This window comes from Rhizobium rosettiformans (assembly GCF_016806065.1).
GTDB lineage: Bacteria > Pseudomonadota > Alphaproteobacteria > Rhizobiales > Rhizobiaceae > Allorhizobium.
In genome coordinates, this window is the sequence record NZ_CP032405.1 from 2759151 (window position 1) to 2783242 (window position 24092).

A 24092-nucleotide genomic window follows, 5' to 3' on the forward strand; every position below is an offset into this window, starting at 1 on the left:
CCCCATTTCGGGACGCGTCCGTAAAACTTTAGCGGTCAGCGTTAAGCATAAATGTGGCGCTGGCCCCGCAATCCACCGCTTTTGGCCTGGTGGCGCCGACACAAATCTTAACGGCCATCAGAAAACTTGAATGATTTCAGTGCTTACGCCCCGTTAACCATGATTTGGAAAGCCTCGTTCGGCTGTCCTGTTTCGGGTCAGAACGGCTGAGCCGGGGCCCTTCCGGGGCTCTGCCTTATCTATTCCTTAAGCGCGTCGGCCTATCTTCAGACCCATAAATCAGATGAACCGGTCGCGGATTTCTGGCGTGGTTGTATTGCGTAAAATGTCGGCTGCATTGACGGTAAAGATGGACGGGCTTCTGGCCCGGCTTCTCGTGCGTCATGCCGTTGGCCGTCCGGTTGACCGGGCCGAGATCGTTGCCTTGCGCCGGCTGACCCTTGCGGTTCTCCCCGCGCTCGTCGCCGTGCCCGCCATCCTCACTTTGGTCTTTGGCGTCGCAACCGGTCTGCCGATCGGTTTTGCCCTCGTCACCGCCCTTTATCTTCTCGGCGCCCTGGTGCTGGTCTCGGGCCTTCGCCTCGGAAGCGAGCGAGACGAGGCCGAGACGGTGCTCGCGACCATCCCGACCGACCCTTACGAATATTGCCCCGGCCTCTTCCTGACGCTCGACGCGACGGGCATCGTCCGCGCGGCCGGTGGCCGTGACCGTCAGATGTTCCTGTCCTTCCTGCGCGAGCCGCTGTCGCGTGCCTTTGTCGAGCAGGTGCATGTCTCCGACCGCTTGGCCTTCGTCCAGGCGCTCGACGAGCTGCGCCTCGGCGCCGATGTCGTCGTGACCGATCTCAGGCTCGACCGTCCGGTCATCGGACTCGATCAGGCCCAATTCCTCAATGTCCGTCTCGACATGACCGCCGTCCGGTCCGACGACGGCACGCTTGCCGGTGTCCGCGCCCAGATGCTCGACATCGAAGGCGAGATGCTGATGCGCGACGAGGTGGTCCGCAAGGAAGAAGAGGCAAGTGCCGCGCACGAGATCAAGAGCCGCTTCCTGGCTGCCGTCAGCCATGAGATGCGCACGCCGCTCAACGCGATCCTTGGTTTCTCAGACATCCTGATCGGCGAGTATTTTGGCAAGCTCGAAAACGACCGCCAGCGCGAATATGTCCAGCTGATCCGCCAGTCCGGCGCCCATCTTCTGTCGGTGGTAAACACCATGCTCGACATGTCGAAGATCGAGGCCGGCCGCTACGAACTCATGCTTGAGGATGTCGATCTCGCGCAGTCGCTGACCGAATGTGAACGCATGCTTTCGCTGCAGGCACAGACCAAGGGCGTCAAGCTGACCAGCCGTCTGCCCAAGGGCCTCGGCGAAATCTCGGCCGATGGCCGGGCGCTGCGCCAGATCGTCATCAACCTCGTCGGCAATGCCATCAAGTTCACCGATGCCGGCGGCGCCGTGAACATCGATGCCGCAAGGCACGGCAACGAGGTCACGATCAGCATCAGCGACACCGGTATCGGCATCGCGCCGGAGAAGATGGCTCTGCTCGGTCGCCCGTTTACACAAGTGCAGAACGATCTCAACCGCAACTACGAGGGTTCCGGCCTCGGCCTTTCGCTGGTAAAGGGATTGACGGCTCTCCATGGCGGCACCTTCAGGATCGAAAGCCGCCCAGGCGAGGGCACCGTGGTCTTGGTGACGCTGCCGGCGGACGGTTCGGGCGCCAGAGCTATCGGTGAAACGAACATGGTCGAATTCCCGCCGCGTCTGGCCGAGACGGGAACTGATCTGACAAGGGGTGGGAAAGCACCGGCGCATGACGAAGCGAAAGCGAAAATCGCCTGAGAAGAAGAAGGCGGGATCGAAGGTCCTCCTGGTTCTCTCGACGGGTGCTGGCGCCCTTGCGCGGCTTGCCGGCCGTCATCCGCGTGCCGTGGGTGGCGCTTTCTGCTTTACACTTGTCTTCGGAACGATCGCTGCCAATGCGCTGTGGTATCAGCCGGGCCAGCATCCCTCGCCATTCCTGCGCACCCGTGACGCTGCCGACTTTACCGCCCTTGCCGGCACGCCGCGCAGCCCGCTACTCAGCGAACAGGACGCGGACAACGTCACCACCTTCCGCATCGAACGCGAAAAGCCGGGCAGCGAAACGGCACCCTCGGATACGACTGAAGCCCGTCCGGCAGCAGCACCGGCTCAAACCGCGACATCAGCCTCGCCCGCGCCCGCGAGCCTCCCCGCCAATGCCGCGGAGACGGCAGGCCTCATTCGTAAGGTCCAGGATGAACTCCTGCGCCGCGGTCTCTATGACGGCGAGCCAGACGGCGTCATCGGGCCGCGCACCGAAACCGCGATTGCCATGTTCCAGAAGACCGTCGGCATGGAGGCGAACGGCCTCGTGACGCCGGAACTTTTGGCGGCGCTCACGCTCGATCGCGGCATCACCGCCGCCGTTCCGGCACAGCGCCCGGTGATGGATGTCGAAGCGCCGGGAGAAGACCCGGTTGCGGCCGCCATCCGCAATTCCGAAGCCCAGGTGGTCACCGCGCCGCGGCGTCCGGTGACAGCCGCCCAGCCCGTTCCGCCCAAAACCGTCGAACCGACGGCCCCGCCGCCGGTGCAGCAGGCGAATTTCGATCCGGGCCTGGTCATGGAAATCCAGCGCGGCCTGTCCAACATGGCCTACAAGAACATCCGCATCGACGGCGTGCCGGGCGATGACACCCGTGCTGCGATCCGTCGCTTCGAGCGCCACTACCAGCTGCCGGAAACGGGCGAGCCGAGCGCGGCCGTCTTGAAGAAGCTGAAATCCATCGGCGCCCTCTGATAATGCGCCCCTGAAGCGGCGGCGTTTCAGTCCGTCCAGGGCAGCAAGCCCTGATGGGGCGAGACCGGCGCCGTGAAGCTTTCCGGGTGCAGGCTCTCTCCCGCCTCGATACGCTCATAAAGCGACAGATAGCGCGCGGTCATGCGCTCCGCCGTGAAATTCTCCTGGAAATGCCCGTGGATCGCCGCGCGGTCGAACCGGCCGATATCGCGGATCGCCTCCGCCAGCACGTCGCCCTTGTCCGAAAGGCAGCCCACATGCTCCGGCACCAGTTCCGGCACCGACCCGTAGGGCGTGGCAAAGACCGGAAGCCCGAAATACATCGCCTCAATCACCGCAAGCCCGAAGGGTTCGTGCCAGCGCACCGGAAACAACAGGCCGGCCGACCGCCCGAGCACTTCAGCCTTGCCGGCGTCGTCGACCATGCCGTGAAAGCGTGCATTGGGATCGAGCGTCAGCCGCAGCCCCATCTTCAGGTTCAGGCGATAGCCGCCAAGCACGTCGAGCCGACGTCCGGCCTTCCGCGCCACCCGGATCGCGCCGCGCACATTCTTCACCTTCCAGGCCGCCTTGGCGAGGAAGGCGAGGGACTTACCGTCATGGGCAAGGTCAGGCACAGGATAAACGCGCGGATCGAGCCCATTATGCACGAAGGCGGCACCGCCATGCCGTGCGGCATGATTGGCGGAGACGAAGATCGAGTTGCGATGCAGCCGGGCACCCGCCGCATTGCCATGGATCGTCTGGCAGGCCTTGCCGTCGAAATCGGGATCCAGCCCGACATGGCTGTGAAACACATCCGCCTCGCGCGGGATCTGCGCCTCGAGCGGCCGATCGGGATCGAAAACCGTAAGCGGTCCGTAGTGCCACGTCGAACCCGCCGGGCCCAGAAGTCCGACGACGTGACCCTTTTCGGCAAGCGCGCGGCCAAGCCAGGCGATGATGCGCTCCGTGCCGCCGTAACGCAGGGCCGGAATACGGGTATGAGTGGCGAGAACGATGTGCATGGCGGTCCTGGGTCAACTTTGCTGTGACCTAACATGCCGTGTCCTGCTCGGGCAATTCTCCGCAGGCGGGCAGGGCGGACGAGCATCGGCTGTTCACCGGACTTTCGTCTAGGTGAATTTTCGCAGTCCCTAACGAAAGGCCTCATTAATCATACCAACTGTATACTCCGTCAATTGGAGGAGGATGATCCATGACTGCTGCGATGAACGCGCGATACGATGACGACCACCAACTGGATGCGACGGAGACCCTGCGGCATCAGGAGATCGATGCTGCCACCTTGCGCGGCATCGTCCAGCGCCTGGCCGAAGAGGCCTCGACGCTCGGCGTCGATCTCGTCGATATCGCCGGAGCGATCCAGGACGTCGCCGGTATTTCCAAACGCCATGCGGTGACTTTCGACGGCATTACCCGAACAGCGCTGTCGATCGCCGAAACCAATCGCGATGTCGCGAGCACCCTGCGCGAGACGGATCAGACCGCCGGCGAAGCCCGTCGAATGCTGACCGACAGCGCGACCCGCTTGACCGGCGCTGTCGACAAGATCGATCACATGGTCGAGACCTCGGAGGAAATCGGCACGGAGATCGGTAGCTTTTCGCAGTCGCTCGCCGAAGTCGACAAGGTCGCCGAAGAGATCGGCACCATCGCCCGCCAGACCAACCTGCTCGCCCTCAATGCCGCGATCGAAGCTGCCCGTGCAGGCGAGGCCGGAAAGGGCTTTGCCGTCGTTGCAGCCGAAGTCCGCGCGCTTGCGCTGCAGACCTCCCAGGCGACCGGCGCCATCCAGGAAACCCTGAACCAGATCCGCCAGAAGATCGTCCGCCTGACCGATGCCGGCCGAGGTGCCACCGCGAGCGCCCGTGACGTGCGCGAGACCTCCCAGGCGATGAACCAGTCATTCTCCGCCATGGAGCAGGTCATCACCCGCATTCTCGACGGCTCCTCCGCCATGGCCCAGACGACCGATCAGGTCGATCGCCAGTGCTCGGAATTCGTCGCAACCCTCAGCGACATGTCCGCAGAAGTCCGCCAGTCCGACCATCACCTGCAACAGACCGCAGGCCGCGTCGACAAGGTGGTGGCGCTCTCGGAAACCCTGATCCAGCTGACCGCGAGTGCCGGCATCCGTACCGCCGACAGCGACTGGATCGACACCGCCGTCGATGTCGCTGCCCGCATTTCGCAGGCCTTCCAGAATGCCGTCGATAGCGGCCGCATCCGAGCAAGCGATCTCTTCGACCGCAATTATCGTCCGATCCCGGGCACCGACCCGGTGCAGATGATGACCGGTTTCACCGAATTCACCGACCAGGTGCTGCCCGCGATCATCGAGCCGGTGGCGGGGTCTTCGGAGCGCATCGGCTTCTGTGCCGCGGTTGACGAAAATGGCTATCTGCCCACCCACAACAAGAAGTTCTCCGCCCCGCAGCGCCCGGGCGACACGGTGTGGAACACCGCCAACTGCCGCAACCGCCGCATCTTCAACGACCGCGTCGGCCTCTCCGCCGGCCGCTCCACCGCCCCCTTCCTCGTCCAGACCTACCGCCGCGACATGGGCGGCGGCAATTTTGTCCTGATGAAGGACATTTCCGCCCCGATCTTCGTCGCCGGCCGGCACTGGGGCGGATTGAGGCTGGCCGTGAAGGTGTAATCGCCCATGAACGTTGGCGCCGGTTAATCAAGATCGGCGTTTCCTCGGCCCGTGAAATCCAAGTCGACGCAGCGCGTCGGTTTTTCAGTCGGATCGCCCTTTCATTGTCTTGCGCAGGCAATGCAGATGCATTACTTTTGAGCCTTATTATCTGCGGGCCCGGCCATGACTGTGCGACCTGACGAGATTTCGAAGCTGACCGATCGGTACCAGACCACGGTTCCGACGGGTGTGCGAAAACAGTTGCAACTCCGTAAGGGCGACCAGATCCGCTATCGTACGGACTCGAGCGGCCGAGTATATATCGAAGCTGTGGCCGAAGAGCGCGATCCCGCTCTGGGCGCATTCCTGGATCTGCTGGAACGCGATGTGATGGATCATCCCGAACGGCTGAAGCCGATGGAGGGAGCGCTGGTGCAGCGGATCGGAGCACTGGTCGGAGATGTCGCCGTCGATCTCGACGCGCCACTGTCGCCGGAAGATGAGTGAGCTCGGCGCGCCCTTCACGGCCAGTGGCTGGGCCGTCTATGCCCACCCCCTTTTTCTCGATCAGTTGCTGACCCTTGCGGACGAAGTCGAAGCGCGAAAGCGCCGCGATCCGGAGACTTGGCGTGAGAAGAATGCTTCGAAGCGGCTGGCCGCGATCCTCAAGCTCGTGACGACGGATATCCCGGCCGATCCGGGAGCCCCGCAATTCCGTCAGGGTCATACGCTGGGCAGTCACCGCAAACACTGGTTCCGAGCGAAGTTCTTCCAACAATACAGGCTGTTCTTTCGCTTCGACAGCAGCCGAAAGATTATCGTCTTCGTTTGGGTGAACGATGAGGACACGCTCCGTGCCTATGGCAGTCGATACGATGCCTATTCGGTCTTCAAGAGCATGCTCGACAGCGGCCATCCGCCGGACGATTTCGATGTGGTCCTCAATGAGGCCAAAGGGGCAGGCGCTCGATTTGCGCAATTGATTAAGCCGACTGACGAACCCTGACCCTCGACCCTCGACGCCGCCCGCGCAATCCCCTAAACCCTAGCCCATGCGCATCCGCTCCGACATCTTCGTCTCCGCACTCACCCGCCGCGTCTTCTCCGACGGCGGCTATGCTGCTGTTGTCGCCAAGGGGTCGGACGCTTCGGGCGCGATCTTCGTGCGCCAGCGCTTCCGCGATGGTCTGGAGACGCTTTATGGCCCGGCACCCCAGGCCATGATCGATGACGAGACACGCGACGACCGCATCTTCGAGCCGCGCCTCGTGCGGGCTGAACCCGAGGCGGTGGAGGCTCTGATCGCCCGCGAGCGGAAGTTCGATAGCGATCTCTGGCTGGTTGAGATCGAGGTGGAAGATCTCGGCACCTATCTGACGCTGGCGGATGTGAAGGATTGAGCGGCAGCCACTCTGCATGGCGTGAGATCGGCTCCTCGGAAGAGGCCGTCGAGCGGAGGAGCATCGGCCATCGCCATCCACCCTCCCCCTTGAGGGGGAGGGTCGGCGCAAAGCGCCGGGGTTGGGGTGATCACACGCGACGGCGGCTGCGAAAACCCACACACAAGCAGTCACGCCTACCGTTTACTGCCTATTGCCTCACTGAGCTTCTACCGCTTGCGCGCCCTGAGCACCTGTCGCCCATGCTCGTCGCCCACGGGTTGACGCTTTGATGCAGCCTGGTTGGCGGCGGTCAGCGGTTTGCTGCTCGGCACCGCCGTGCGTTCGGAGCCGTCACCCGCCTCGATCGTCTGCTCTTCGCCGGCGAAGGTATACCGGTCGGCACGGATCCAGCTGTCGATCCGGGCCTCGGCCTGGTCCGGGTCCATGCCGAAGAAGAGGTTTTCGGCCCGGCTCGCGCCGTTCTCGCGGCGGGAGAGATGCGGATAGATGTGTTCGAGGATGAAGATCGCCTCGCGATCCTCCATGGCAACGCCGGCAAGCGTCGTTGCGAGCTGCCGCCCGGAAATGTCGAGCAGGATGCGCTCGGCAAGCCAGCGGCTCGAGGTCAGCATGTCGGCGAGCGTCGTGGCAAAGAAGCCGCCGTCATGGCTGCGGGCAAAGCGGACGAGCAGCGCGGTCTGCACCGGCGTCGCCTGGCGCCGGCCGAGCCGATCGCTGCGGGGCGGACGATGCTGATACGCCATGCGCTTGATCGTCTGGCGCAGCGCTTCTTCGCGGCTCTCTGTTGCAGGCTCATTCACCGTCGTTGAAGCGGCGCCCGGCAGGTCGCGCATCTCGAGATCTGCCATCACGGTGTCGAAGCTCGAAGCCGGCATCTTGGCCGCCTGCAGAGGCTGCATTTCCGCCGTCTGCTCATCGGCCTTCACCTTTTCCGGGCGCGGCGGCAGGGCATGGCGCAGCGACACCAAGGCGTCGATCACTGTCGGCGACAGCCGCTCGCGCTTGACGATGGCGCGTGCGTGGTCGACGCCTTGCGTGCGGGCGATCATGATCAGCATGTCGTCGGAGAGTGCCGGAGAGGAAGCAAGGAAGGGTGCGGCGATCGAAATCGGCTGAGAGGCGATGAAGGCGGCAATCGAGAGCGGCAGGTTCGGGCTTTGTGAGAGGGCCGCGACCGCTTCCCGGCGCGCTTCGGCAGAGGACCCGGCAAACAGCGGCTGGAACAGCTCGGCAAATTGCCGGAGTTCCGACTTGCCGGGAAAGGAGAGCGCCTGGAAACTCGTGACCGTGGCCATCAGAACGACATCCTTGTTCCGCGCGCCGGCTGGCCTTTCAAGCTCCCTGAACTGTTCGCTCACGACTACCTACTCCAACGCAATACAGATGTGTGCGAGATTAGAACGAATTTGTTAGCAAGCTGTTAACTAACCTATGGCTTCTTGTGGACAGGCGGATGGTCAAGTCCGGCGATTCGCCGCATGTTTCCGATATTAGGCATATGCGTACCCCGTTTCGTGGGGTGAACCGCGACAGGGGGAACGCGTCGGAGAAAGGCGCAGATGACCCTGGTTTGTGTGAGACTTTCCGCAACATGAACCGGATTGTGCCGGCCCTCGTAGAAGGAGGGCAGGGCGAGATGATGCTCTCGACCCTCTCGATCTTTCTTCTCGAAAGGAGACGAGCATGGCGGATATCATCAGGATTTCGGACCGGCTGACCCCCTCGCGCCGATCGACGGCCACGGGTGAGCACAAGGCAGAGATACTTTTCTTCACCGGCATCCGCTACGAGCGGCTGGATCCCAACGCCATCTGGCCACGGGTGGAACTGCCGACCTTGCCGGCCCTGCCAGCGCCACAGGGACCTGTCTTCGGCCCAGGCCGTCGGCCGTTCTGAGCAAGCTCTCTCGTCATTCGCCGTTGCCGGTCGTCGTGGTGCGATCCGGGCATCCGCGACGTGTTGCTGCTCAAGGCTCCGAAGCCATGTCGCACACCCGACTTCTAGCGATTCACCGGTTGTAAATCGTTTATGTAGGATAAGGTAAAATAGGAAGTCGTGGCATTACGCCCGATCAACCGCTGCCCCTGGCAAGGGCGCCCATTGCGGAGCAGGTCGACCATCGATGCTGATGAAGATTGCCAAGGATCGCATTCGCAAGGGAATGTTCATCGAAAGCGTCGCGTGCCCGAGCCGGGAATTTGCCAGACGCCGCTTCCTGCTCAACAGCGACCGCGACATGGCGGCAATCCTGACCTCGTCTGCGACCGACGTCTCGATCAATCTGCGTCTCGGTGTCGATCCGGACGGCCGCAAGGTCGCAGCCGTCAAGCCAGCCTCGTCATCCCTGCCGCCAAAGGACATGCGCACGCGGGCCGCTCGCGGGGTCATCAAGCAATCCGCAAAGGTGCTCCGCACCAGTCTCGGCGACATCGTCTCGGGTCGCCCGCTCGACATGGCGCATCTCTCCGAGGCAGCCGACGAGAATGCCGAGCTGTGGTCCGACAGCACAGTCATCGCCCTGGAAGTGACCCGGCTCAAGAGCAAGGACGAGACCACCTATGTCCATTCGCTTGCCGTCAGCGGCTTGATGACACTTCTGGCGCGCTCGCTGCAAATGGACGACGAAACGGTGCGCATCCTTGGCGTCGCCGGCATGCTGCACGATATCGGCAAGCTGCTGATCCCCAACGAAATTCTCAACAAGCCCGGTCATCTGACCGATCGTGAACGCGTCGTCATCCGCAACCATCCGGAGGCAGGCTACCAGCTGCTCAAGACCCATCCCGAGATCCCGCAAGTAGTGCTCGACGTCTGCCGCCTGCATCATGAGGTTCTCGATGGCTCCGGCTACCCGCTCGGTCTGAAGCAGAAGGACCTGAGCGCCCCGGTGCAGTTGAGCGCGGTCTGCGATGTCTTCGAGGCGCTGACATCCGTGCGTCCCTACAAGCGTCCCTGGACGGTCTCACAGGCTCTCGACTGGATGTTTGCTCGTCCGCATCATTTCGATCGTAAGATGGTCATCCGGCTGGGCAGCGTTCTGAGCGACGAGCCGATCGGTTAAGACCTGTTCACCGCCCGATGAACGGCAGGCATTCGGCATCGGCCAGAAACGCCCTGGCATCCGCCTCATAGCTTGCCTGCGGCGCCAAAACCCGCAGCACCACATAACCTTCCATGCCCGGATGCTCGACCAGGATGGTTTCCGCGAGTGCTGCGATCGGGGTCTTCCTGAGCTGCGCCACCTGAACTGGGGTTGCAACCAGCACGTCGAGGTCGCCGGCGACCGAAGTGCGGTCATTCATCGAAAAGATCTCGTTGGCTTCCCGGTCATAGATCGCGACCGACCAGAAATCGACACCGCCGCCGAGCGCGATCAACGACAGCGGCTGGCGGGTGATGTCGAAATGACAGACGGCGACCCTGAGATAGGGATCGAGGTTCGACAGCCCCACCGCATCGGGCTGAGCCGACAGCGGGTGGAAGACGAAGGGAGCGCCCTCGGCGGTCACGCGCGTATAGGCGTCACGCCCGGTGAAATGCGGCACACCGAGAATGATGATGATGTGCAAGAGCACGGCACCGAAGAAACCGGTCAGGATGGCGTAGAGAAGCTTACTCATTGGCCACATCCGATCTGCTCGATGACCGGCATGGCAAGACCGGAGAGGCCCGTCGAGGCGGCCGCCGGCGTATCGAGCAGTGTCAGCACCAGCTGGAATGAGCCGGCATCGGGAATGGCGAGCCAGTTCCCTGATTTTGCTGTGCGCGAGATCGTGATGTCGAATGTCCCGTCGCTACGCCTGAGAACCGTCTGGGAATTCTTCGCCGTCGGAAGTTCTGGACCCGCATCCAGGGCATTGCCGTCGGCATCGGCGGCATAAAGCGTCCACAGCCGCGCCGTCGGCGTGCGCCCGCTCATCCGGTAAGAGCAGGTCCCCGTCAGCGTCAACCCGTCCTTATCGCGATAGGCGGTGAACTGCAGCCCCTCGGCAGACCCGTAAAGCAGTCGCCCGCCCTTGGCGCGATGCGCCTTGGCGTAAGGATCGGCAGACGCCTTCTGCGCGGAGGGAAACGCCCGCCAGCCAGCCACTTCGATCGCCCCGAACCCGACGGAGGCGTTCAGCATCGAAAGCGCCGATAGGATCCCGCCTCCGAAGGCAATGATCAGCGCAGTGGCGACGATGAGGGGAACACGAAACACGGGCGGGTCGAGACCTTCGGCAATGCAGGCGCAATCGCGCCGGGCGGCAGTGCCCGAGGGGTATCACTGATTCGGGGGTGAGGGAAGTTTCAGGGGGGAGGGAGGAGGAGCTTAGCGAACTCCACCCCGAGCTAGACGGCTTTGCGCGGCCGTCCGCCCTTGGCGCCGTTTGCCCGTGCTGCGGCGGCTTTGGCATCGGACGTGGCTCGACCCGCGCGGCGCGCCAGTTCTCGTGTCATCCACGCTTCTGTCCCGAAAATTCCGGCAATCAGCCCTGGCACGAAGAGGTCGACATCTAGCTCTGGCCAATGGAGATTGAAGCCGAGCCCGTCAATTTCTACACCGGCCAGTGCCTCTGGAGAGGCTGATTGCAGATCTTCGATCAAGGCCGTCGGGAAAGCGTAGACGCAACCATTGGCGAGATCGAGTACGACACGACCTGTCTGTGCGTCGTATCGCGCGGCAATCGCTCTCGGTTCTGTCTCCAGCATAGCGCGTCCGCGTGCTTCTGCAGCCTCAAGGTCTCTTTCGTCAAAGTCAGCCATGAATGCGCTCCCATTCTCTGAACAGCCGCGCCTGTTCCATCGCAACCTCGTTCAAGATGCGCCGAAGATCGGCACGGCTGATCCCCATGCTGTAGACCAGTTCCGGTTCTCCGTTTCGACCCAGCAGGTTTATCTTCGCCTGTCCGGACCCGGTGATATGAACATGCGCAGGCTCGTGATCCTGCGTGTAGATCACGAAACGGAAGCCGAAAGCGCGATGAACAACAACCATCCCACACTGTAACCCATCTGTTGGGTTATGCCAATGAGTCCTACCGCAACACCCCCGCCGCCAGCGCTCGCTGTATGCCCCTCACATCCGTGCCCTTCTTCAGCGTCTTCTTCAGCGGATCATGGCTCCCCGAGACCCAGATCTTCAACTCGCTGTCGAGGTCGAAGGTGCCGGCGGTTTCGACGGAAAAGCGGGTGATAGCGCGGTAGGGGACGGACATGTAGTCGACCTTCGAGCCGGTAATGCCCTGCACGTCGATCAGGATCAGTCGCTTGTCGGTGAAGACAAAGACGTCGCGGATGACCCGGAAGGCGAGCGAGACGTGCTCGCCCTCAATCAAGACGCCGTCCAGCCGCTTGGCGAGATCGGCTGGATCGACGCTTGATCCATGGCCCAGCAATCCGTCGAACAAACCCATCGTGATCGTCCATCTGTGGTTAGAGCGGAGATGGGAAGAGGCGGCGACGCGGTCAAGATAGGGGCGCGCGCTCTACCCCTCACACCCGCTCGCAAAAGGCGATGCGGTTGCTGAATGGATCCGTCACCGTCATCTGGAGACCCCAGGGTGCATTCTCCAGCCCCGGTTTGAGATAGCGATAGTCCTTGACCGTCAGATCCGCATGGAAGCTCTTCACGCCCCGCATCCATGTGAAGGCCTTGGCGCCCGGTGAGGCATCACCCGCGTGCTCCGACAGGTGCAGAACGCAAGCGCCGCGCGACACTTGGCAGTAGAGCGGGAAATTCTCGCCGAAGCGATGTTCGAAGTCGACGGTGAAGCCGAGATAGTCGCGGTAGAATTCCATCGCCTTGTCGACATCGAAAATGCGGAAAATCGGGATAGGCGGCTCGAAGGAGATCTTGGCCTGCGGCGTCTCTTCAACATCAATCCGCGCCGCTAGGATGTTCCATTGTTCGAAGCCCAGCTGTCTTGCGACGAGTTCCAGGGCCTGAGAATGGCTGATCTCGAGATTGCTCTTGGCCAGCTCCGCCTTCAGCGTCCTGGCCATCAGTTTTGCGTCACGCATGTCGCGCATCGTCGTCCCTCCGCAGTGGCAAACGGTCCAATCAGTGTCCGCGTCTGCTGATCCGTCGCCATCATTTGAAAGGGCAAGGATGAGGAGGTCATTTCGTGATGCGTTCACCATCGCGCTCTGGAACAAGCGCCGCGGAGCGGCAGGCTGCATCGGCCTAATCAGACATTAGCAGAGCTTGGACACATGACAAGACTAGGGGGCGGGCGAGCGGCATGCTGTGCTGCGCCCGCCTGTCGTTCGATTATCCCACCCGCTCGTAAAACGCCTCCAGCGTCGCCACTTCCACCCCGAGCTTGGTGAGCGAGGCATGTACGCTCATGTGGCGTTCGTCATGTAGGATGAACCAGTCGTCGAAACCGAACCGGGTCTTCGAACCATCGACATCGGGAACGTCGCGGGCATATTGCCAGCGGAAGGCGCAGCCGGATTGTTCGCCCTCTGCCGTGCCGTCGATCAGCGTCTCGCGGCCCTCATAGCGGTTTTCGCTGCGTTTCAGGATTGTCCAGGTCAGCGTGTCGGAGTGGCCGTCGTCGAAAAAATAGTCTTCCGTCAGCGACAGCACATTGGCGCTTGCGTCAAAGCGCCCGCGGGCATCGATCGTGAACCGGTTCTGGAAGCCGCCCAGCCTCCCGATGGTCATGCCATAGCCGCGCAGCGTGCCGGAGAAGAACTCCTCCAGAATGAACTTGGGCTCTTTGTCTGCAAAATCCTCGAGTTTCAAGGCGTCTCTCCTCGGTTGCCGAATGGTCCGGTGAAACACGGGCGAGGCGGCTCCGGTTCCCTGGGGGGATCAAGGCGCGCTATAGCCCCTTACGCTTTTGCCTCCGCCGCGCTATCTGGTCGTCAGACAACCCATTCTCGAGGAGGATCACCATGGGCAAGCGGATCGTATTCACCGGCGGCAGCGGCAAGGCGGGGCGCCATGTCGTGCCCTATCTCTTAGGTAAGGGTCACAAGGTGCTGAATGTCGACCGCGCCGTGCTCGACGTTCCAGGCGTCCACACCCTGCTGACGGACGTCACCGATGCCGGCGAGGTCTTCAACGCACTCTCCTGCCATTTCGGCTATGACGGTTATGAACAGGAGGGCGGCCCGAAGCCTGCAGATGCGGTTGTGCATTTCGCCGCCGTCCCGCGCATCCTGATGCATCCCGATAACAAGACCTTCGCGGAAAACACCGTCTCGACCTACAACGTCATCGAGTCTGCCGCAAAGCTCGGCATCAAGAAGGTGATCATCGCCTCTTCCGAGACCACCTATGGCGTCTGCTTTGCCGAAGGCGACAAGGACTACAAGGAATTCCCGCTGACCGAAGACTATGACGTCGATCCGATGGACTCTTACGGCCTGTCCAAGGTCGTCAACGAAAAGACCGCCCGCGCCTTTGCCATGCGCTTCGGCATCGATGTTTACGCGCTCAGGATCGGCAATGTCATTGCGCCCGAGGATTATGCCAACTTCCCCGGCTATCTCGCCGATCCGCCATGCCGCAAGCGCAATGCCTGGTCCTATATCGATGCGCGCGATCTCGGCCAGATCGTCGATCTCTGCGTCGCAAAGGACGGCCTCGGCTTCCAGGTCTTCAATGCCGTCAACGACACGATCACCGCGACCGTGCCGACCCGCGAATTCCTGGCAAAATATGCCCCGAACACGCCGATCACGGGCGAGATCGACGGCTTCGATGCACCGCTGTCGAACCGCAAGATCCGCGAACTCCTCGGCTTCAAGGAAGAGCATGACTGGCGCAAATACGTGAAGGTCTGACGACCGCCACCGCCCTTCAAATCTCGCTCACTCGAATGTCAGCCATCCGGAGCCGATCCGGATGGAACATCGCAGTCAGTCTGCCATTATCCCCTTGTTATCGTAATAGACGAATGAATGAGGGAGACTGATATGGCCCAGGCGCGCCGGATGGAATTGCGACTTCTCGACGAGACCGAGAAGGAACTGGTGGAAGCCTCGCGGCATCCGCACCTTGCCGAGCGGACGGATGAGGATCTCTCCTCGCTCCGCAAGAACCTGCGTGACCGTCGCGATCGCGCTCGTGACATCGCCAGCCGCCAGCGTCGCGAAATGCGTGGCAAGGCTGCGCCCTCGGGCGCGAAGCCTGCAGCAGACAATGCCGGCAGCCGCGAGAAGTTCGCCGCCCTCTCTGCCGCTCTCCAGCGTGTCAACGGCGAGATCGCCCGTCGCAAGCGCTTCTCCTCCCGCGAGGAACTGAAGCGCAATGCCGAAAAGGCATTGGAGATGCGCCGCGCGGCGAGCCGCCCCAACCGCCCGACCTCGCGCCGTGCGAAGAAGGGCATGCGCTCGGTGCCCAATGAGCGCGGTCCGGACCTCGTCAATCCGATGGAAGTCGGACGCGTTTCGCAGTTCGTCAAGAACGGCCAGGCGCGGCGCGACAGTCGCTGACGACATCACGTGAACACTGTTGGCAGTGAACCAGGGCGGCTTCGGCCGCCCTGTCATTTTTTAGGGGTAAAAACCTAAAATGGAGGATGAAAAGGCCTCGTTTTTCACATATGAGGAATATGGAAAAACCCTGCATTTACAGGGTTCGATGATGGCCCGAAAGACCAGCCTTGCCAGAAAAGCGGATGGAAATCGCCAACTACGCGCAGACCGAAGTGCGCGGCCAGAGCTTCGTCACCTTTGATGTGGCGATGCAGGGCCATGTGATCTCGACCATCGATGCGCCGATCCTCTCGGGACGCATTCTCTGGTCTCATGCGGCGATCCATGGCTATCGCGATTTCGATCCTCGCGAACGCACGGAGTTGGAAGCCGAGCTCGGCCGCATTTTGCTTGGCGAACATGCTGCAGAGAACGGCGAGCGGGACGAACGCCCTGTCAGCCGGCAATGATCCTCAACCCGGTGCAGTCCAGCGGGGCAGTAGCAGCGCTACACCGACCGCCAAGGCAAGGGCAGCTGTGACCGCCACGGAAAAGGCGAGGAGAAACATCCCCGTTGCCCGGATGCCGCCAACCCCCAGATCCCGCTGGAACCACCGGATTTCCGCCTGCCCATACCAGACGACCGCGCCCAGGAAGATGGCTGCGGCATAGGGCAGGCCCCGATCCGCCGGGATCAGCAGACAGTCGACGGAAAGGCCAACCAGGAAGACAAAGGGTGCTGCCACATAGCACTGGCTGAAGAAGGGCGGTCTCAGCGTCGAGCGCGTCAGGATCTGACCCTTGTGCAGGATCAGCGTCACGGCCATGACCATCGGAAACATCCCGAAGACAACCCCGCGCACGATGAGCAGGTTGGAGAAGGAATGGGTGAGCGCCAGCGCATCCGCCGAGGTTGCCACGCTCGGAAACGCCGTCGACAGAGCCTGCGAAAGCAACAGCGTGATCAGGAGAAACAAGGGCGGGCTGATCGTATCGTCATACTGGTCTTCCGGCCGGTCCTCCAGTTCGTCATCGGCATAGCGCATCATGCTGAGCGGCTGGGTGACGGCGCGCCAGAAGGTCAAGGGATAGAAGACCAGCCAGGAGAGGATCTCATAAAGCAACTCCTCCAGCGATTTCAACAGCCTCATGAAATCCATAGATCACCCCACCTGACCGCCCGATGCCGCCATGGTGGCGGAGCAGGGGTTGCGCAGACGATGCCAGCCGCGCCAAGTGGAAGCAAGGCCGCAACCTGCCCTCGCGAGAGGCGAGCTTGCCACGAAAGGGTCAAGCCGTCTGAGCCAGTTCCCGACCGTCACTCCATCCCGGACCTTCGCTTCTATCCTTTTCCGGAGCTGGTCGGGCAGGTGCTCAGGTCGCATTAAGACGCGGCAACAGACTTGGTGAGCAACAAGCCGTTGCCAACGGCCTTGCCGGGTTTCCATCCACACCGCTCGTAGAATGTCGCGGCATCCCCGGCGGCAAGGACTTTCAGCTCCCTGACCTCCTTGCCCGCAGCAAACAGTTCGAGCGCCTGAAGCATCGTGGTTCCAAACCCGCGCCTTTGATGCTGCGGCAGGATCGCGACCATCCGCACCGTGGCAATCGCCGGGTCCGCAGCAGAAAGATCGAGCCGCACTGCGCCGATCGGCAGATGGTCCACGTAGTAGAGGAAAGGGAAGTTGCCGACTGTATGATCGTCCGGATGGGCGGGGTCGTAATCGTGCCGACCTCTCAACTCGTAGAGCACGAGCTGCCGGATAGCATGGTACGCTTTCCAGCCGGAGTCGTCTTGCGGTGCCACTTGGCGCAAACCCATCGTATCATCCTGTCAGTTCCAGCCAGATGAGTGGTTTCGTAACGGCGTGCAGTCGTTAAGCGCTCTCCAGTCAGGAACCCCCAAACTAAGCGGCCAAGCGGGCGAGAATGTGCTCTCCCTTGAGAATCGCCCCACCACCTGCCAGTGTCACCCGGCTTGAACCTGCCGGAGACCGAATGCTCGCCCTTTTCCGCAAGACGCCGATCCTCGGCGCGCTTCTCGCCCAGGTCGTCGCCCTGCCGGTGGTGGCCACCGTGACGGCGCCGCTGTCGACCTCGGTCGAGCGCCTGCCGCTGATCATGATCGCGCTCGTCCTGCAGGGAGCGCTTGCGGCACTGATCTGTGCGCTTCTGCGCCTTCCGCGCTGGTGGCTGCTGATCGCCTTCCTCTTTCCGCTCGCCATGGGCTCGGTCATGCTACTCGGCAATCTGCCGGCCTGGCCCTTCGGCCTCGCCTTCCTCCTGCTGGCGCTCGTCTTTTCCAACACCACCCGCGGCCGCGTGCCGCTCTATCTCACCAATTCCGAAACGGCTTCGGTCTTGAAGGACATGATGCGCGATCGCGGCGCGACCCGCATGCTCGATCTCGGCTGCGGCCTTGGCGGCGTGGTCCGCGCGCTGGACGGCGAGGGAAGGCGGGCGCGCGGTGTGGAGAATGCGCCGGCCGTTTATCTCGCAGCTCGCCTCATGTCGCGTATCTCGGGCAAGGGCGAGATCCGCCGCGGCGATCTCTGGAAGACGGATGTCGCGCAGGAAGACCTCGTCTACGCCTTCCTCTCACCCGCTCCCATGGCCGCCCTCTGGCAAAAACTGTCGCGCGAAATGAAGCCCGGCAGCCTCTTCGTCTCCAACAGCTTTGCCGTGCCCGATGTTGATCCCGACGAGATCTGGGAATTGTCGGACGCCCGCAAGACGCGGCTCTTCCTTTATCCGATCGGCAAGACGGAGGAGGGATGAGCTGTGCTCTTCTCCCTGAAGGCGGGGAGAAGCGGACCAAAGGCCGGATGAGGGGGCAGGGGACGCCAAGCTCGGCCGAATGCAGCACCGTTCGCGCCTCAGGTCTGAGGCCTCCGGCACATCAGTGCGGATCAACTTGCCCCGAAGCCGGCCGCTTCCAGCATGGCGCGAAGCTCTGTGTCGCTGGCTTGTTCCAGGCTCAGCAGGCCGAGATAGGCATCGCCCTCCTGGCCCAGCGCCGACCAGAAGGCCGGTTCGGTCTTCAGGCCCTGTCGTCGCAGCGCCAGAATGGCGCGTTTGAACCCGTCACCGCCGAGCCCCAGCAAGCGCCGTTCCATCTCGAAATGGCGCCAGCCGAACTGCTCGGCCACAGGCAGGGGGCTGGCGAAGATTTCGAAATCCCACCCGCATGCCCGAAACGTCGCAATCACCGGCCGATCCTTCGACACCCACTGCCAGATGCGAAAGCCGCTCATCGCGCCATAGAACCGCTGCACATCGGCAACAAAGGCCTCCGCATCCGGCGCACAGCAGAGAATGTCGATATCGCTGGTCAGGGTATCGACCCCGAGCGGCGGGGTGCCCGCAATATGCGGATCATAGGCCGCAAGGGCCTCCAGGATGCCGATTTGATCCACGGCGGTCTGATAGTCGGTCCGCGACACTGGCTCGCCCCCCGGGGTGATTGGGTGGCTTTCCTAACGCCCGAGGGCGAGCGGATCAAGGCGGGGTGGAGCGGGGAGATTATAGCGATGCGCCATTTGCGGTCATGAGTGGGGTGAAGCTAAGCCGCAATTCGTAATTGATGTTGCCGCCCCGCGAAGTGGCACCTATCCTCGGCAGTATGTGGACAGAATTCCTACTCACGACCATTTTGGCCATAGGGCTGTTAGTCCCGGAATTGCGACGACTTGCCAACACTTACGGGTACATTTTTGCTGGCGCGGTAGGAGGTGCGGCGGTGGTGGCCGTTGCTGTCTGGCTGCTCGTATTACTAACAGTCGGTTCTCAACTCGCAGGCGCATTCAAGTCGTTTGATTTCTGGCACCTTCTAGCTACTTTCGTTCTTCCTCTATCCACGTTTCTGTACGCGCGCCGCCGCTTCTCGGTTACTCCGAGCCTACTGCCGGCTGGGCTTATGCTCGCGTTCGTGAGCTTTGTGTTTCTTAATATCGCAATCGGATTGGCTTACTCATCTTGAGCCGCAGCTAATAATTGCCAAACACTTAGTGACCTGATGACCGCTTCGGGCCGATAGCCTCCAAATGGCGCTCATGCGCCAATAGCAGACATAAAGGCCGAACATTCTACGGAAGCCGCAAGTATCGCTGGCGAACGACTTTACCCTCTGCCCATATGCCGTGCGGAAGAAAGCCGCAGCTCTCGTAAAGTCCCCTCGCGGCACCCGCTCCCGGACTACCTGTGACAAAGGTGTCCACATGAATACTAGCTTCGGCGGGTATGTTCGCAATGGCAGCATTTACAAGTGACTTGCCTACGCCAAGGCGCTGAAAGCTTGAATGAACGGCGAGCCAGCGGATGGCATAAGCGCTACCACCACCCCCTATCATAACGCCCCCTACAAATCCGCCATTCCCATCGTCCGTTCTTGCGCAATAGGCCTGCTGCTGCGCGATCTTCCGGATCAGAACAGAATTGAAATCCGGCATGGGACCGAAGAGAGGCACGACTTCGTCAGCCAACCCAAGCCAAGGCTCTAAATCATCATGTCGTGCCAAGTTGATTTGAACTTGCATCCACTGCCTCGTAATGTCCCCAGGCATCCATAACAGGCAGAGATGAGTTTGTCCGCAAAGGGCCGTTAGCCCTCTTGGCGCTGATGCGCCAACACCGGTCATTGCGTCGGCTCAGAAACTCGCTAGTGTTTGAAAGACACCCCCGACTAAGGAATGTCTCGGATGCCGTCGCTTGAAGTCTTGCTCGCATTTGCTGCCACTACGGCCGTATTCGCATTTATTCCGGGACCGGCGATGCTCTATGCCGCAGCACGTACCATGGCAGGCGGCCGACGCGCGGGGTTGTGGGCAGTGCTAGGCATTCACCTGGGCGCTTATCTACACGTCGTCGCTGCGGCAGCAGGGTTATCCGCGCTTTTCCATGCAGTCCCTGTGGCCTATACGACCGTCAAACTGGCGGGCGCTCTCTATCTGATCTGGCTTGGCATTTCAATGTTTCGAGCACCAGCGCCATCTAATGGCGTGCCAGATGTGCCACCCACGTCCGCAAAGAAAGCATTCCTCCAAAGCATCGCCGTTGAAGTGCTGAACCCAAAGACGGCGATCTTCTTCATGGCGTTTCTCCCTCAATTTGTGGATGGCGATGGAGGCCTGCCACTCTGGGCGCAGCTCGCCATACTTGGAGCCATAGTCAACGCCACCTTCACCTTCGCAGATGTCGTTTGCGTCTTCCTCGCTGGGCTCATCATGACGAGGCTGAAGGGCTCCGGTGCGGTGCAGAAGCTGCTTCAACGCGCTGGTGGAACTATGCTGGTAGGGCTGGGTTTGCAGGTCGCGATGCAGCGCACGTGAAGACCTGAAGTCTAGTGGGCCGAATGCAGACTTCCGATTCGCGCCATTTGCGGTCATACGCTACAGAGCATTCAACTTCAGGAACGTGTACCAGCAAGACCTGTTGACTTGGGCCTCGACTTCGACTTGCCCCAGTGGCTGAGCCGTGCTGGTGGCGTCTCCTTGACCACTTCGATATTGAGCTTTGTCTCTAAGTCGGCTTTGAATTTTGCTGCGTTGCGCGCGCCCCAGATACCAAAAAAGCACCTCCCAGTTTTACCGTTCTTGTAAATAGCCGCACCACCGAACGCATCCGAGAGTCCGCCTTCACCGATAAGGCCGCCGGAGCCGTAGACTGAAATAACTGCCTCCATTGGCGCTACAGCCACAACAGTGTCAGGCGACCGGGAGAATTCGTCGCTTCGGAACTGATAAACAGGGATTATAGCATTGGACATGATCGGACTATACTTGTGGCAACCGAGGCCGCAAGGCCGCTTCGGGCCAACAGCAGCCTTAACCGCCACGCGCCAACACCGTCCCTCGGCCCGAATACCGGGCCGCCGTCAGAAGTAGATCCCGCTCTTAACGGCATCAAAAGCTTTCTCCGCTATCGCAAAGTCCATGATTTTCAACGGTTTCTTTAAAGTCTTAACGGCATGTCTGTGTCTGGTGGTCGTGGTAAAATTGGGTGCCGACACCGCCTATGCGAGCGATTCCGCCAGCATTCGCCCGTCCTGCTGGGCTGAAGCCACGCTTTCGGACGATCCCGTTTCCGTGGCGCGCGATGAACAAAGATGGTCCTGCTCCGGTGCGGGCCAGGATTTCTCGATCGCGGCCGAGCGCGTGCTGCTTCGTTTCGATATCGAACCCGATCAGACACCGCTGCTATATCTACTCTCGAGGCGAAGCGCGCTCGAAGCCGTGCATCTGCTGGCGATCGACAAGGATGGTGGAATTCGCCAGACGTCCTATCCGGCCGCCTCCTTGCGCAGCTCGATGGCTGGCGGCTACTTCAATGCGGCCCTGCCTGATGTCACGGAGATGACCCGGCACGTCGTCGCGGTCGTTGATCTGCCCTCCCATCGGATGATCCTGGAGAAAGCCTATCTTTCACCTGCGGACGCAGGCGCTGGCCGTGACGATTTGCGGTTTCTGCTGTTGATGGCCGGGCTCGCTGGCATGCTCGTCATGCCCCTCATTTTCAATGCAGCATTCTACCGAGCCCTCCGGCAACCCTTCGTTCTCTGGCACTCGGCGCTGACATTGTCGCTGCTGATGACGATTGTCGTCACATCAGGTCTGTCGGTCGTGTTCTTCGATCCCCCGCCCATGACGCTGAGCTGGATGACGACGCTGATCTTCGGTCTGACGGTCGCTTCAGGCGCGATGTTCACCTACAGCTTCATCGAGCAAGGAATGCTGCATCCGCTCCTGCGGCGCATCCTTCCCTATTGCGCCGCATGGGCGATCTTCCTCAGTGTCTTGCACGCGAGCTTCCCCTTCGTGGCCCGTCCGGTGCAATCGACTGTCTACACGGCAGCATTTACCCCGGTTCTTGCCGTCTTTCTCTTCTCGATGATCGACTCATTGCGCCGCGGAAGCCGCGCCGCACGGTTCCAGGCCATTGGCTACGCGCCGTTGATACTGGTCGGACTGATACGGTTGGTGACGGGCATAACACCGGGACTGCCCAGCCAGGATGCCATGCTGCTGTTCTATTTCGGCTGCATGTTTGAAGTGCTGCTCACCACGCTTGGCGTGGCGGATCGATTTGTGCTGATCAGACGTGAGCGGGATCGTGCGCTGAACGAGGCGGACCTGCTCGAGCGTCTGTCTGAAACCGATCCGTTGACGGGTCTGCTCAATAGACGCGCGATCGAGCGCCACTTCGAGCAGCTTCGCACCGACCGCTTTACCGCACTTGCTGTCATCGACGTCGATCATTTCAAGGCGATCAATGATGGCTACGGGCATGGCGTGGGCGATGAGGTGCTGAAGGCAGTCGCTGCCGCATTGAAAGCCGGGCCGGACGTCCGCGCCTACCGCCTGGGTGGCGAAGAGTTCCTGCTGGTGCTGCGCGGGCATGACGTCGATGGAGAGGCCGAGCTTCGCCGCCAGGCGATCCCGACGACCGTCGCCAGCGCCGTTCCTGCACTCGCCGGGGCCGTAACTGCAAGCATGGGCATCACCCTGATCTCCGGCGATGAAGGCTTTCCCGCTTTGTATGAACGGGCCGACAAGCTGCTTTACGAAGCCAAGAGGGCCGGACGCAACAGAACCCGCGGCGGCAACAGGGGAGACGCAGTCGGCGAAAGCGCCACACTCACCCTCACGCCACCACCCGCGCCTCGTCCTCATCAAGGCTGACGCGCCAGGTGTTGCGGCCGTCGGCCTTGGCGGCGTAGAGCGCCCGGTCGGCCATGTCGAGCAAGCGTTCGAAGTCTCCCTCGGACTGGATCCTGCCTGAGACCGCGCCGACGCTGATCGTCACATAGGTGTTCCGGTCGCCGGTAAAGCCGTGGGCAATGCCGAGCTGGCGCACGGCGCGGCGCAGGCTCTCGGCCAGCGTCGGTGCCATGTCGGAATCGGCGTCGGAGAGGATGGCGAGAAATTCCTCGCCGCCGTGGCGGGCGAGATGCGCCTCCATCGGCAGCGCCCGGCGCATGGCGCGGGCCACCCGTTTCAGACATTCGTCGCCGGCGCCATGGCCATAGGCGTCGTTATAGGCCTTGAAGTGATCGACATCGGCAACCAGCAGCACCACGCGCCGCGCCTCGTCCGACACGTCTGTCGCCAGCCGCATCAGCTCCATCTCGGTGCCGCGGCGATTGGCAAGCCTGGTCAGCGGGTCGGTGACGGAGAGCCGTGCGAGATCCTTGTTCTGCCGCGACAACTCCCGCTTCAGCGCCTCGTTTTCCTGCATCTGCAGATGGCTGGTGAGCGCCTCGACTTCCAGCTGATAGGAGACAAGCAGCGTCATCAGCACCGTCGGCATGTAGACCGCCAGATGCTGGATGACATAGGAGGGGCTCGCCCCCTGAAGGAGCCAAATGGCGGAGTAGTTGAGGCAGAAGGTGAAGATGCTGGCCCGCAGCGCCGGACGGAACGGCGAGGCGGCAGCGATCGTGATCGCCATCTGGAAGGTCGCGGCCGCATAGAAGTAAGTGAGCACACCCGGGCTCGAACTGGACACCAGGATCGCGCACCAGCAGACATTGGCGAGAAGCGCCACCAGGATCGCAGCGATCTCCTTCTTCTCGATCGGATGATTGCCGGCAATGTAGAAGAGGAGGCCGATCGCGATCGGCAGCATCACCCCGAAGCGCAGCACCGCCGACAGCAGGGTGACGTCGCCCAGCAACCACAGATCGAAGAGGAAACAAGCGAGATAGAAGATCAGAACACAGACGACGGCCGCTTTCAGCATTCGGCTGCGTAAAGCTGCGCGATCTTCGAGGAATGCCGCATACTGCTCCACCGTCAATCGGGGCCT

Annotated in this window: 29 protein-coding genes; 14 read left to right on the forward strand and 15 right to left on the reverse strand. The window is 61.8% G+C overall.

Annotation, left to right across the window (positions count from 1 at the left end; translation table 11 throughout):
- Positions 1 to 349 precede the first annotated feature (349 nt).
- Positions 350 to 1849 carry a sensor histidine kinase gene (locus tag D4A92_RS13405; RefSeq protein WP_203019958.1) on the forward strand — a complete coding sequence of 500 codons (1500 nt, stop codon included), beginning with the start codon at positions 350 to 352 and terminating at the stop codon, positions 1847 to 1849.
- Positions 1821 to 2831, forward strand: coding sequence for a peptidoglycan-binding domain-containing protein (locus tag D4A92_RS13410; protein ID WP_203013966.1), 1011 nt, complete (start codon positions 1821 to 1823; stop codon positions 2829 to 2831). The genes D4A92_RS13405 and D4A92_RS13410 overlap by 29 nt, the downstream gene beginning before the upstream one ends.
- 26 nt (positions 2832 to 2857) lie before the next feature.
- Here the strand turns inward: D4A92_RS13410 and D4A92_RS13415 are convergent, their stop codons facing one another.
- A complete protein-coding gene (locus tag D4A92_RS13415; protein ID WP_203013974.1) occupies positions 2858 to 3838 on the reverse strand; it encodes a glycosyltransferase in 981 nt (326 codons plus the stop codon).
- 191 nt (positions 3839 to 4029) lie between these two features.
- Here D4A92_RS13415 and D4A92_RS13420 point away from each other — a divergent pair, with 191 nt between their 5' ends.
- The 4 genes from D4A92_RS13420 to D4A92_RS13435 all read left to right on the forward strand — a co-directional run bounded on the left by D4A92_RS13420 (position 4030) and on the right by D4A92_RS13435 (position 6875).
- On the forward strand, positions 4030 to 5493 hold the full coding sequence (locus D4A92_RS13420; RefSeq protein ID WP_203013978.1) for a methyl-accepting chemotaxis protein: 1464 nt from the start codon (positions 4030 to 4032) through the stop codon (positions 5491 to 5493).
- Positions 5494 to 5658: 165 nt separating this feature from the next.
- Positions 5659 to 5982, forward strand: coding sequence for a type II toxin-antitoxin system PrlF family antitoxin (locus tag D4A92_RS13425; protein ID WP_203013980.1), 324 nt, complete (start codon positions 5659 to 5661; stop codon positions 5980 to 5982).
- The gene (locus D4A92_RS13430) at positions 5936 to 6481 is read left to right on the forward strand and encodes a type II toxin-antitoxin system YhaV family toxin (protein WP_348649881.1); all 546 of its coding nucleotides are present in this window, start codon (positions 5936 to 5938) and stop codon (positions 6479 to 6481) included. Before D4A92_RS13425 ends, D4A92_RS13430 begins: the two co-directional genes overlap by 47 nt.
- 46 nt (positions 6482 to 6527) lie before the next feature.
- Positions 6528 to 6875 (forward strand): DUF1491 family protein, encoded by a 348-nt coding sequence (locus D4A92_RS13435; protein WP_203013985.1) that lies wholly within the window; start codon positions 6528 to 6530, stop codon positions 6873 to 6875.
- Between the two features lie 209 nt (positions 6876 to 7084).
- On the opposite strand, the gene D4A92_RS13440 is transcribed toward D4A92_RS13435, so the two are convergent.
- A complete protein-coding gene (locus D4A92_RS13440; protein ID WP_203013987.1) occupies positions 7085 to 8173 on the reverse strand; it encodes a DUF2336 domain-containing protein in 1089 nt (362 codons plus the stop codon).
- Positions 8174 to 8561: 388 nt separating this feature from the next.
- Here D4A92_RS13440 and D4A92_RS13445 point away from each other — a divergent pair, with 388 nt between their 5' ends.
- Both D4A92_RS13445 and D4A92_RS13450 read left to right on the forward strand, forming a co-directional pair.
- On the forward strand, positions 8562 to 8774 hold the full coding sequence (locus D4A92_RS13445) for a hypothetical protein (RefSeq protein WP_203020095.1): 213 nt from the start codon (positions 8562 to 8564) through the stop codon (positions 8772 to 8774).
- Between the two features lie 226 nt (positions 8775 to 9000).
- Entirely contained in the window at positions 9001 to 9939 is a 939-nt protein-coding gene (locus tag D4A92_RS13450) for an HD-GYP domain-containing protein (RefSeq protein WP_203013989.1), read from the forward strand.
- A 7-nt stretch (positions 9940 to 9946) separates the two neighbouring features.
- Here D4A92_RS13450 and D4A92_RS13455 read toward each other — a convergent pair whose 3' ends face one another.
- The 7 genes from D4A92_RS13455 to D4A92_RS13485 form a co-directional block, all read right to left on the reverse strand.
- Positions 9947 to 10498 carry a DUF1254 domain-containing protein gene (locus D4A92_RS13455; protein WP_203013991.1) on the reverse strand — a complete coding sequence of 184 codons (552 nt, stop codon included), beginning with the start codon at positions 10496 to 10498 and terminating at the stop codon, positions 9947 to 9949.
- Positions 10495 to 11079 (reverse strand): DUF1214 domain-containing protein, encoded by a 585-nt coding sequence (locus D4A92_RS13460; protein ID WP_203013993.1) that lies wholly within the window; start codon positions 11077 to 11079, stop codon positions 10495 to 10497. Before D4A92_RS13460 ends, D4A92_RS13455 begins: the two co-directional genes overlap by 4 nt.
- A gap of 131 nt (positions 11080 to 11210) precedes the next feature.
- Entirely contained in the window at positions 11211 to 11624 is a 414-nt protein-coding gene (locus D4A92_RS13465; RefSeq protein ID WP_203013995.1) for a DUF2442 domain-containing protein, read from the reverse strand.
- Positions 11617 to 11856, reverse strand: coding sequence for a DUF4160 domain-containing protein (locus tag D4A92_RS13470; protein ID WP_203013997.1), 240 nt, complete (start codon positions 11854 to 11856; stop codon positions 11617 to 11619). The genes D4A92_RS13465 and D4A92_RS13470 overlap by 8 nt, the downstream gene beginning before the upstream one ends.
- Before the next feature lie 40 nt (positions 11857 to 11896).
- Positions 11897 to 12274 (reverse strand): PH domain-containing protein, encoded by a 378-nt coding sequence (locus D4A92_RS13475; RefSeq protein ID WP_203013999.1) that lies wholly within the window; start codon positions 12272 to 12274, stop codon positions 11897 to 11899.
- A gap of 79 nt (positions 12275 to 12353) precedes the next feature.
- Entirely contained in the window at positions 12354 to 12890 is a 537-nt protein-coding gene (locus tag D4A92_RS13480; RefSeq protein ID WP_203014001.1) for a glyoxalase superfamily protein, read from the reverse strand.
- Between the two features lie 241 nt (positions 12891 to 13131).
- Complete coding sequence (locus tag D4A92_RS13485; protein WP_203014003.1) at positions 13132 to 13611, reverse strand: DUF3833 family protein; 480 nt, start codon at positions 13609 to 13611, stop codon at positions 13132 to 13134.
- A 152-nt stretch (positions 13612 to 13763) separates the two neighbouring features.
- Here D4A92_RS13485 and D4A92_RS13490 point away from each other — a divergent pair, with 152 nt between their 5' ends.
- The 3 genes from D4A92_RS13490 (at position 13764) to D4A92_RS13500 (ending at position 15760) form a co-directional block, all read left to right on the forward strand.
- The gene (locus D4A92_RS13490; protein ID WP_203014006.1) at positions 13764 to 14657 is read left to right on the forward strand and encodes an NAD-dependent epimerase/dehydratase family protein; all 894 of its coding nucleotides are present in this window, start codon (positions 13764 to 13766) and stop codon (positions 14655 to 14657) included.
- A gap of 132 nt (positions 14658 to 14789) precedes the next feature.
- Positions 14790 to 15308 (forward strand): hypothetical protein, encoded by a 519-nt coding sequence (locus D4A92_RS13495; protein WP_006727242.1) that lies wholly within the window; start codon positions 14790 to 14792, stop codon positions 15306 to 15308.
- A gap of 185 nt (positions 15309 to 15493) precedes the next feature.
- Positions 15494 to 15760, forward strand: a complete 267-nt coding sequence (locus D4A92_RS13500) for a hypothetical protein (protein ID WP_203014009.1) — start codon at positions 15494 to 15496, stop codon at positions 15758 to 15760.
- A gap of 3 nt (positions 15761 to 15763) precedes the next feature.
- Here D4A92_RS13500 and D4A92_RS13505 read toward each other — a convergent pair whose 3' ends face one another.
- The gene (locus tag D4A92_RS13505) at positions 15764 to 16450 is read right to left on the reverse strand and encodes a permease (protein WP_203014011.1); all 687 of its coding nucleotides are present in this window, start codon (positions 16448 to 16450) and stop codon (positions 15764 to 15766) included.
- Positions 16451 to 16674: 224 nt separating this feature from the next.
- The gene (locus D4A92_RS13510) at positions 16675 to 17112 is read right to left on the reverse strand and encodes a GNAT family N-acetyltransferase (RefSeq protein WP_203014013.1); all 438 of its coding nucleotides are present in this window, start codon (positions 17110 to 17112) and stop codon (positions 16675 to 16677) included.
- 176 nt (positions 17113 to 17288) lie between these two features.
- Between D4A92_RS13510 and D4A92_RS13515 the strand changes: the two genes are divergently transcribed.
- The gene (locus tag D4A92_RS13515) at positions 17289 to 18068 is read left to right on the forward strand and encodes a class I SAM-dependent methyltransferase (RefSeq protein WP_203014016.1); all 780 of its coding nucleotides are present in this window, start codon (positions 17289 to 17291) and stop codon (positions 18066 to 18068) included.
- A gap of 131 nt (positions 18069 to 18199) precedes the next feature.
- Here D4A92_RS13515 and D4A92_RS13520 read toward each other — a convergent pair whose 3' ends face one another.
- The gene (locus D4A92_RS13520) at positions 18200 to 18733 is read right to left on the reverse strand and encodes a DUF4269 domain-containing protein (RefSeq protein ID WP_203014018.1); all 534 of its coding nucleotides are present in this window, start codon (positions 18731 to 18733) and stop codon (positions 18200 to 18202) included.
- A 642-nt stretch (positions 18734 to 19375) separates the two neighbouring features.
- Positions 19376 to 19927, reverse strand: coding sequence for a GNAT family N-acetyltransferase (locus tag D4A92_RS25330; RefSeq protein WP_425959155.1), 552 nt, complete (start codon positions 19925 to 19927; stop codon positions 19376 to 19378).
- A 60-nt stretch (positions 19928 to 19987) separates the two neighbouring features.
- Here D4A92_RS25330 and D4A92_RS13530 point away from each other — a divergent pair, with 60 nt between their 5' ends.
- A complete protein-coding gene (locus tag D4A92_RS13530) occupies positions 19988 to 20617 on the forward strand; it encodes a LysE family translocator (protein WP_203014024.1) in 630 nt (209 codons plus the stop codon).
- A gap of 77 nt (positions 20618 to 20694) precedes the next feature.
- Here D4A92_RS13530 and D4A92_RS13535 read toward each other — a convergent pair whose 3' ends face one another.
- Positions 20695 to 21054 carry a hypothetical protein gene (locus D4A92_RS13535; RefSeq protein WP_203014027.1) on the reverse strand — a complete coding sequence of 120 codons (360 nt, stop codon included), beginning with the start codon at positions 21052 to 21054 and terminating at the stop codon, positions 20695 to 20697.
- 220 nt (positions 21055 to 21274) lie between these two features.
- Between D4A92_RS13535 and D4A92_RS13540 the strand changes: the two genes are divergently transcribed.
- Positions 21275 to 22966: a sensor domain-containing diguanylate cyclase gene (locus D4A92_RS13540; RefSeq protein ID WP_246753945.1), complete on the forward strand. Its 1692-nt coding sequence runs from the start codon at positions 21275 to 21277 to the stop codon at positions 22964 to 22966.
- On the opposite strand, the gene D4A92_RS13545 is transcribed toward D4A92_RS13540, so the two are convergent.
- On the reverse strand, positions 22929 to 24026 hold the full coding sequence (locus D4A92_RS13545; RefSeq protein WP_203014033.1) for a GGDEF domain-containing protein: 1098 nt from the start codon (positions 24024 to 24026) through the stop codon (positions 22929 to 22931). The genes D4A92_RS13540 and D4A92_RS13545 overlap by 38 nt on opposite strands.
- Between the last annotated feature and the right edge of the window lie 66 nt (positions 24027 to 24092).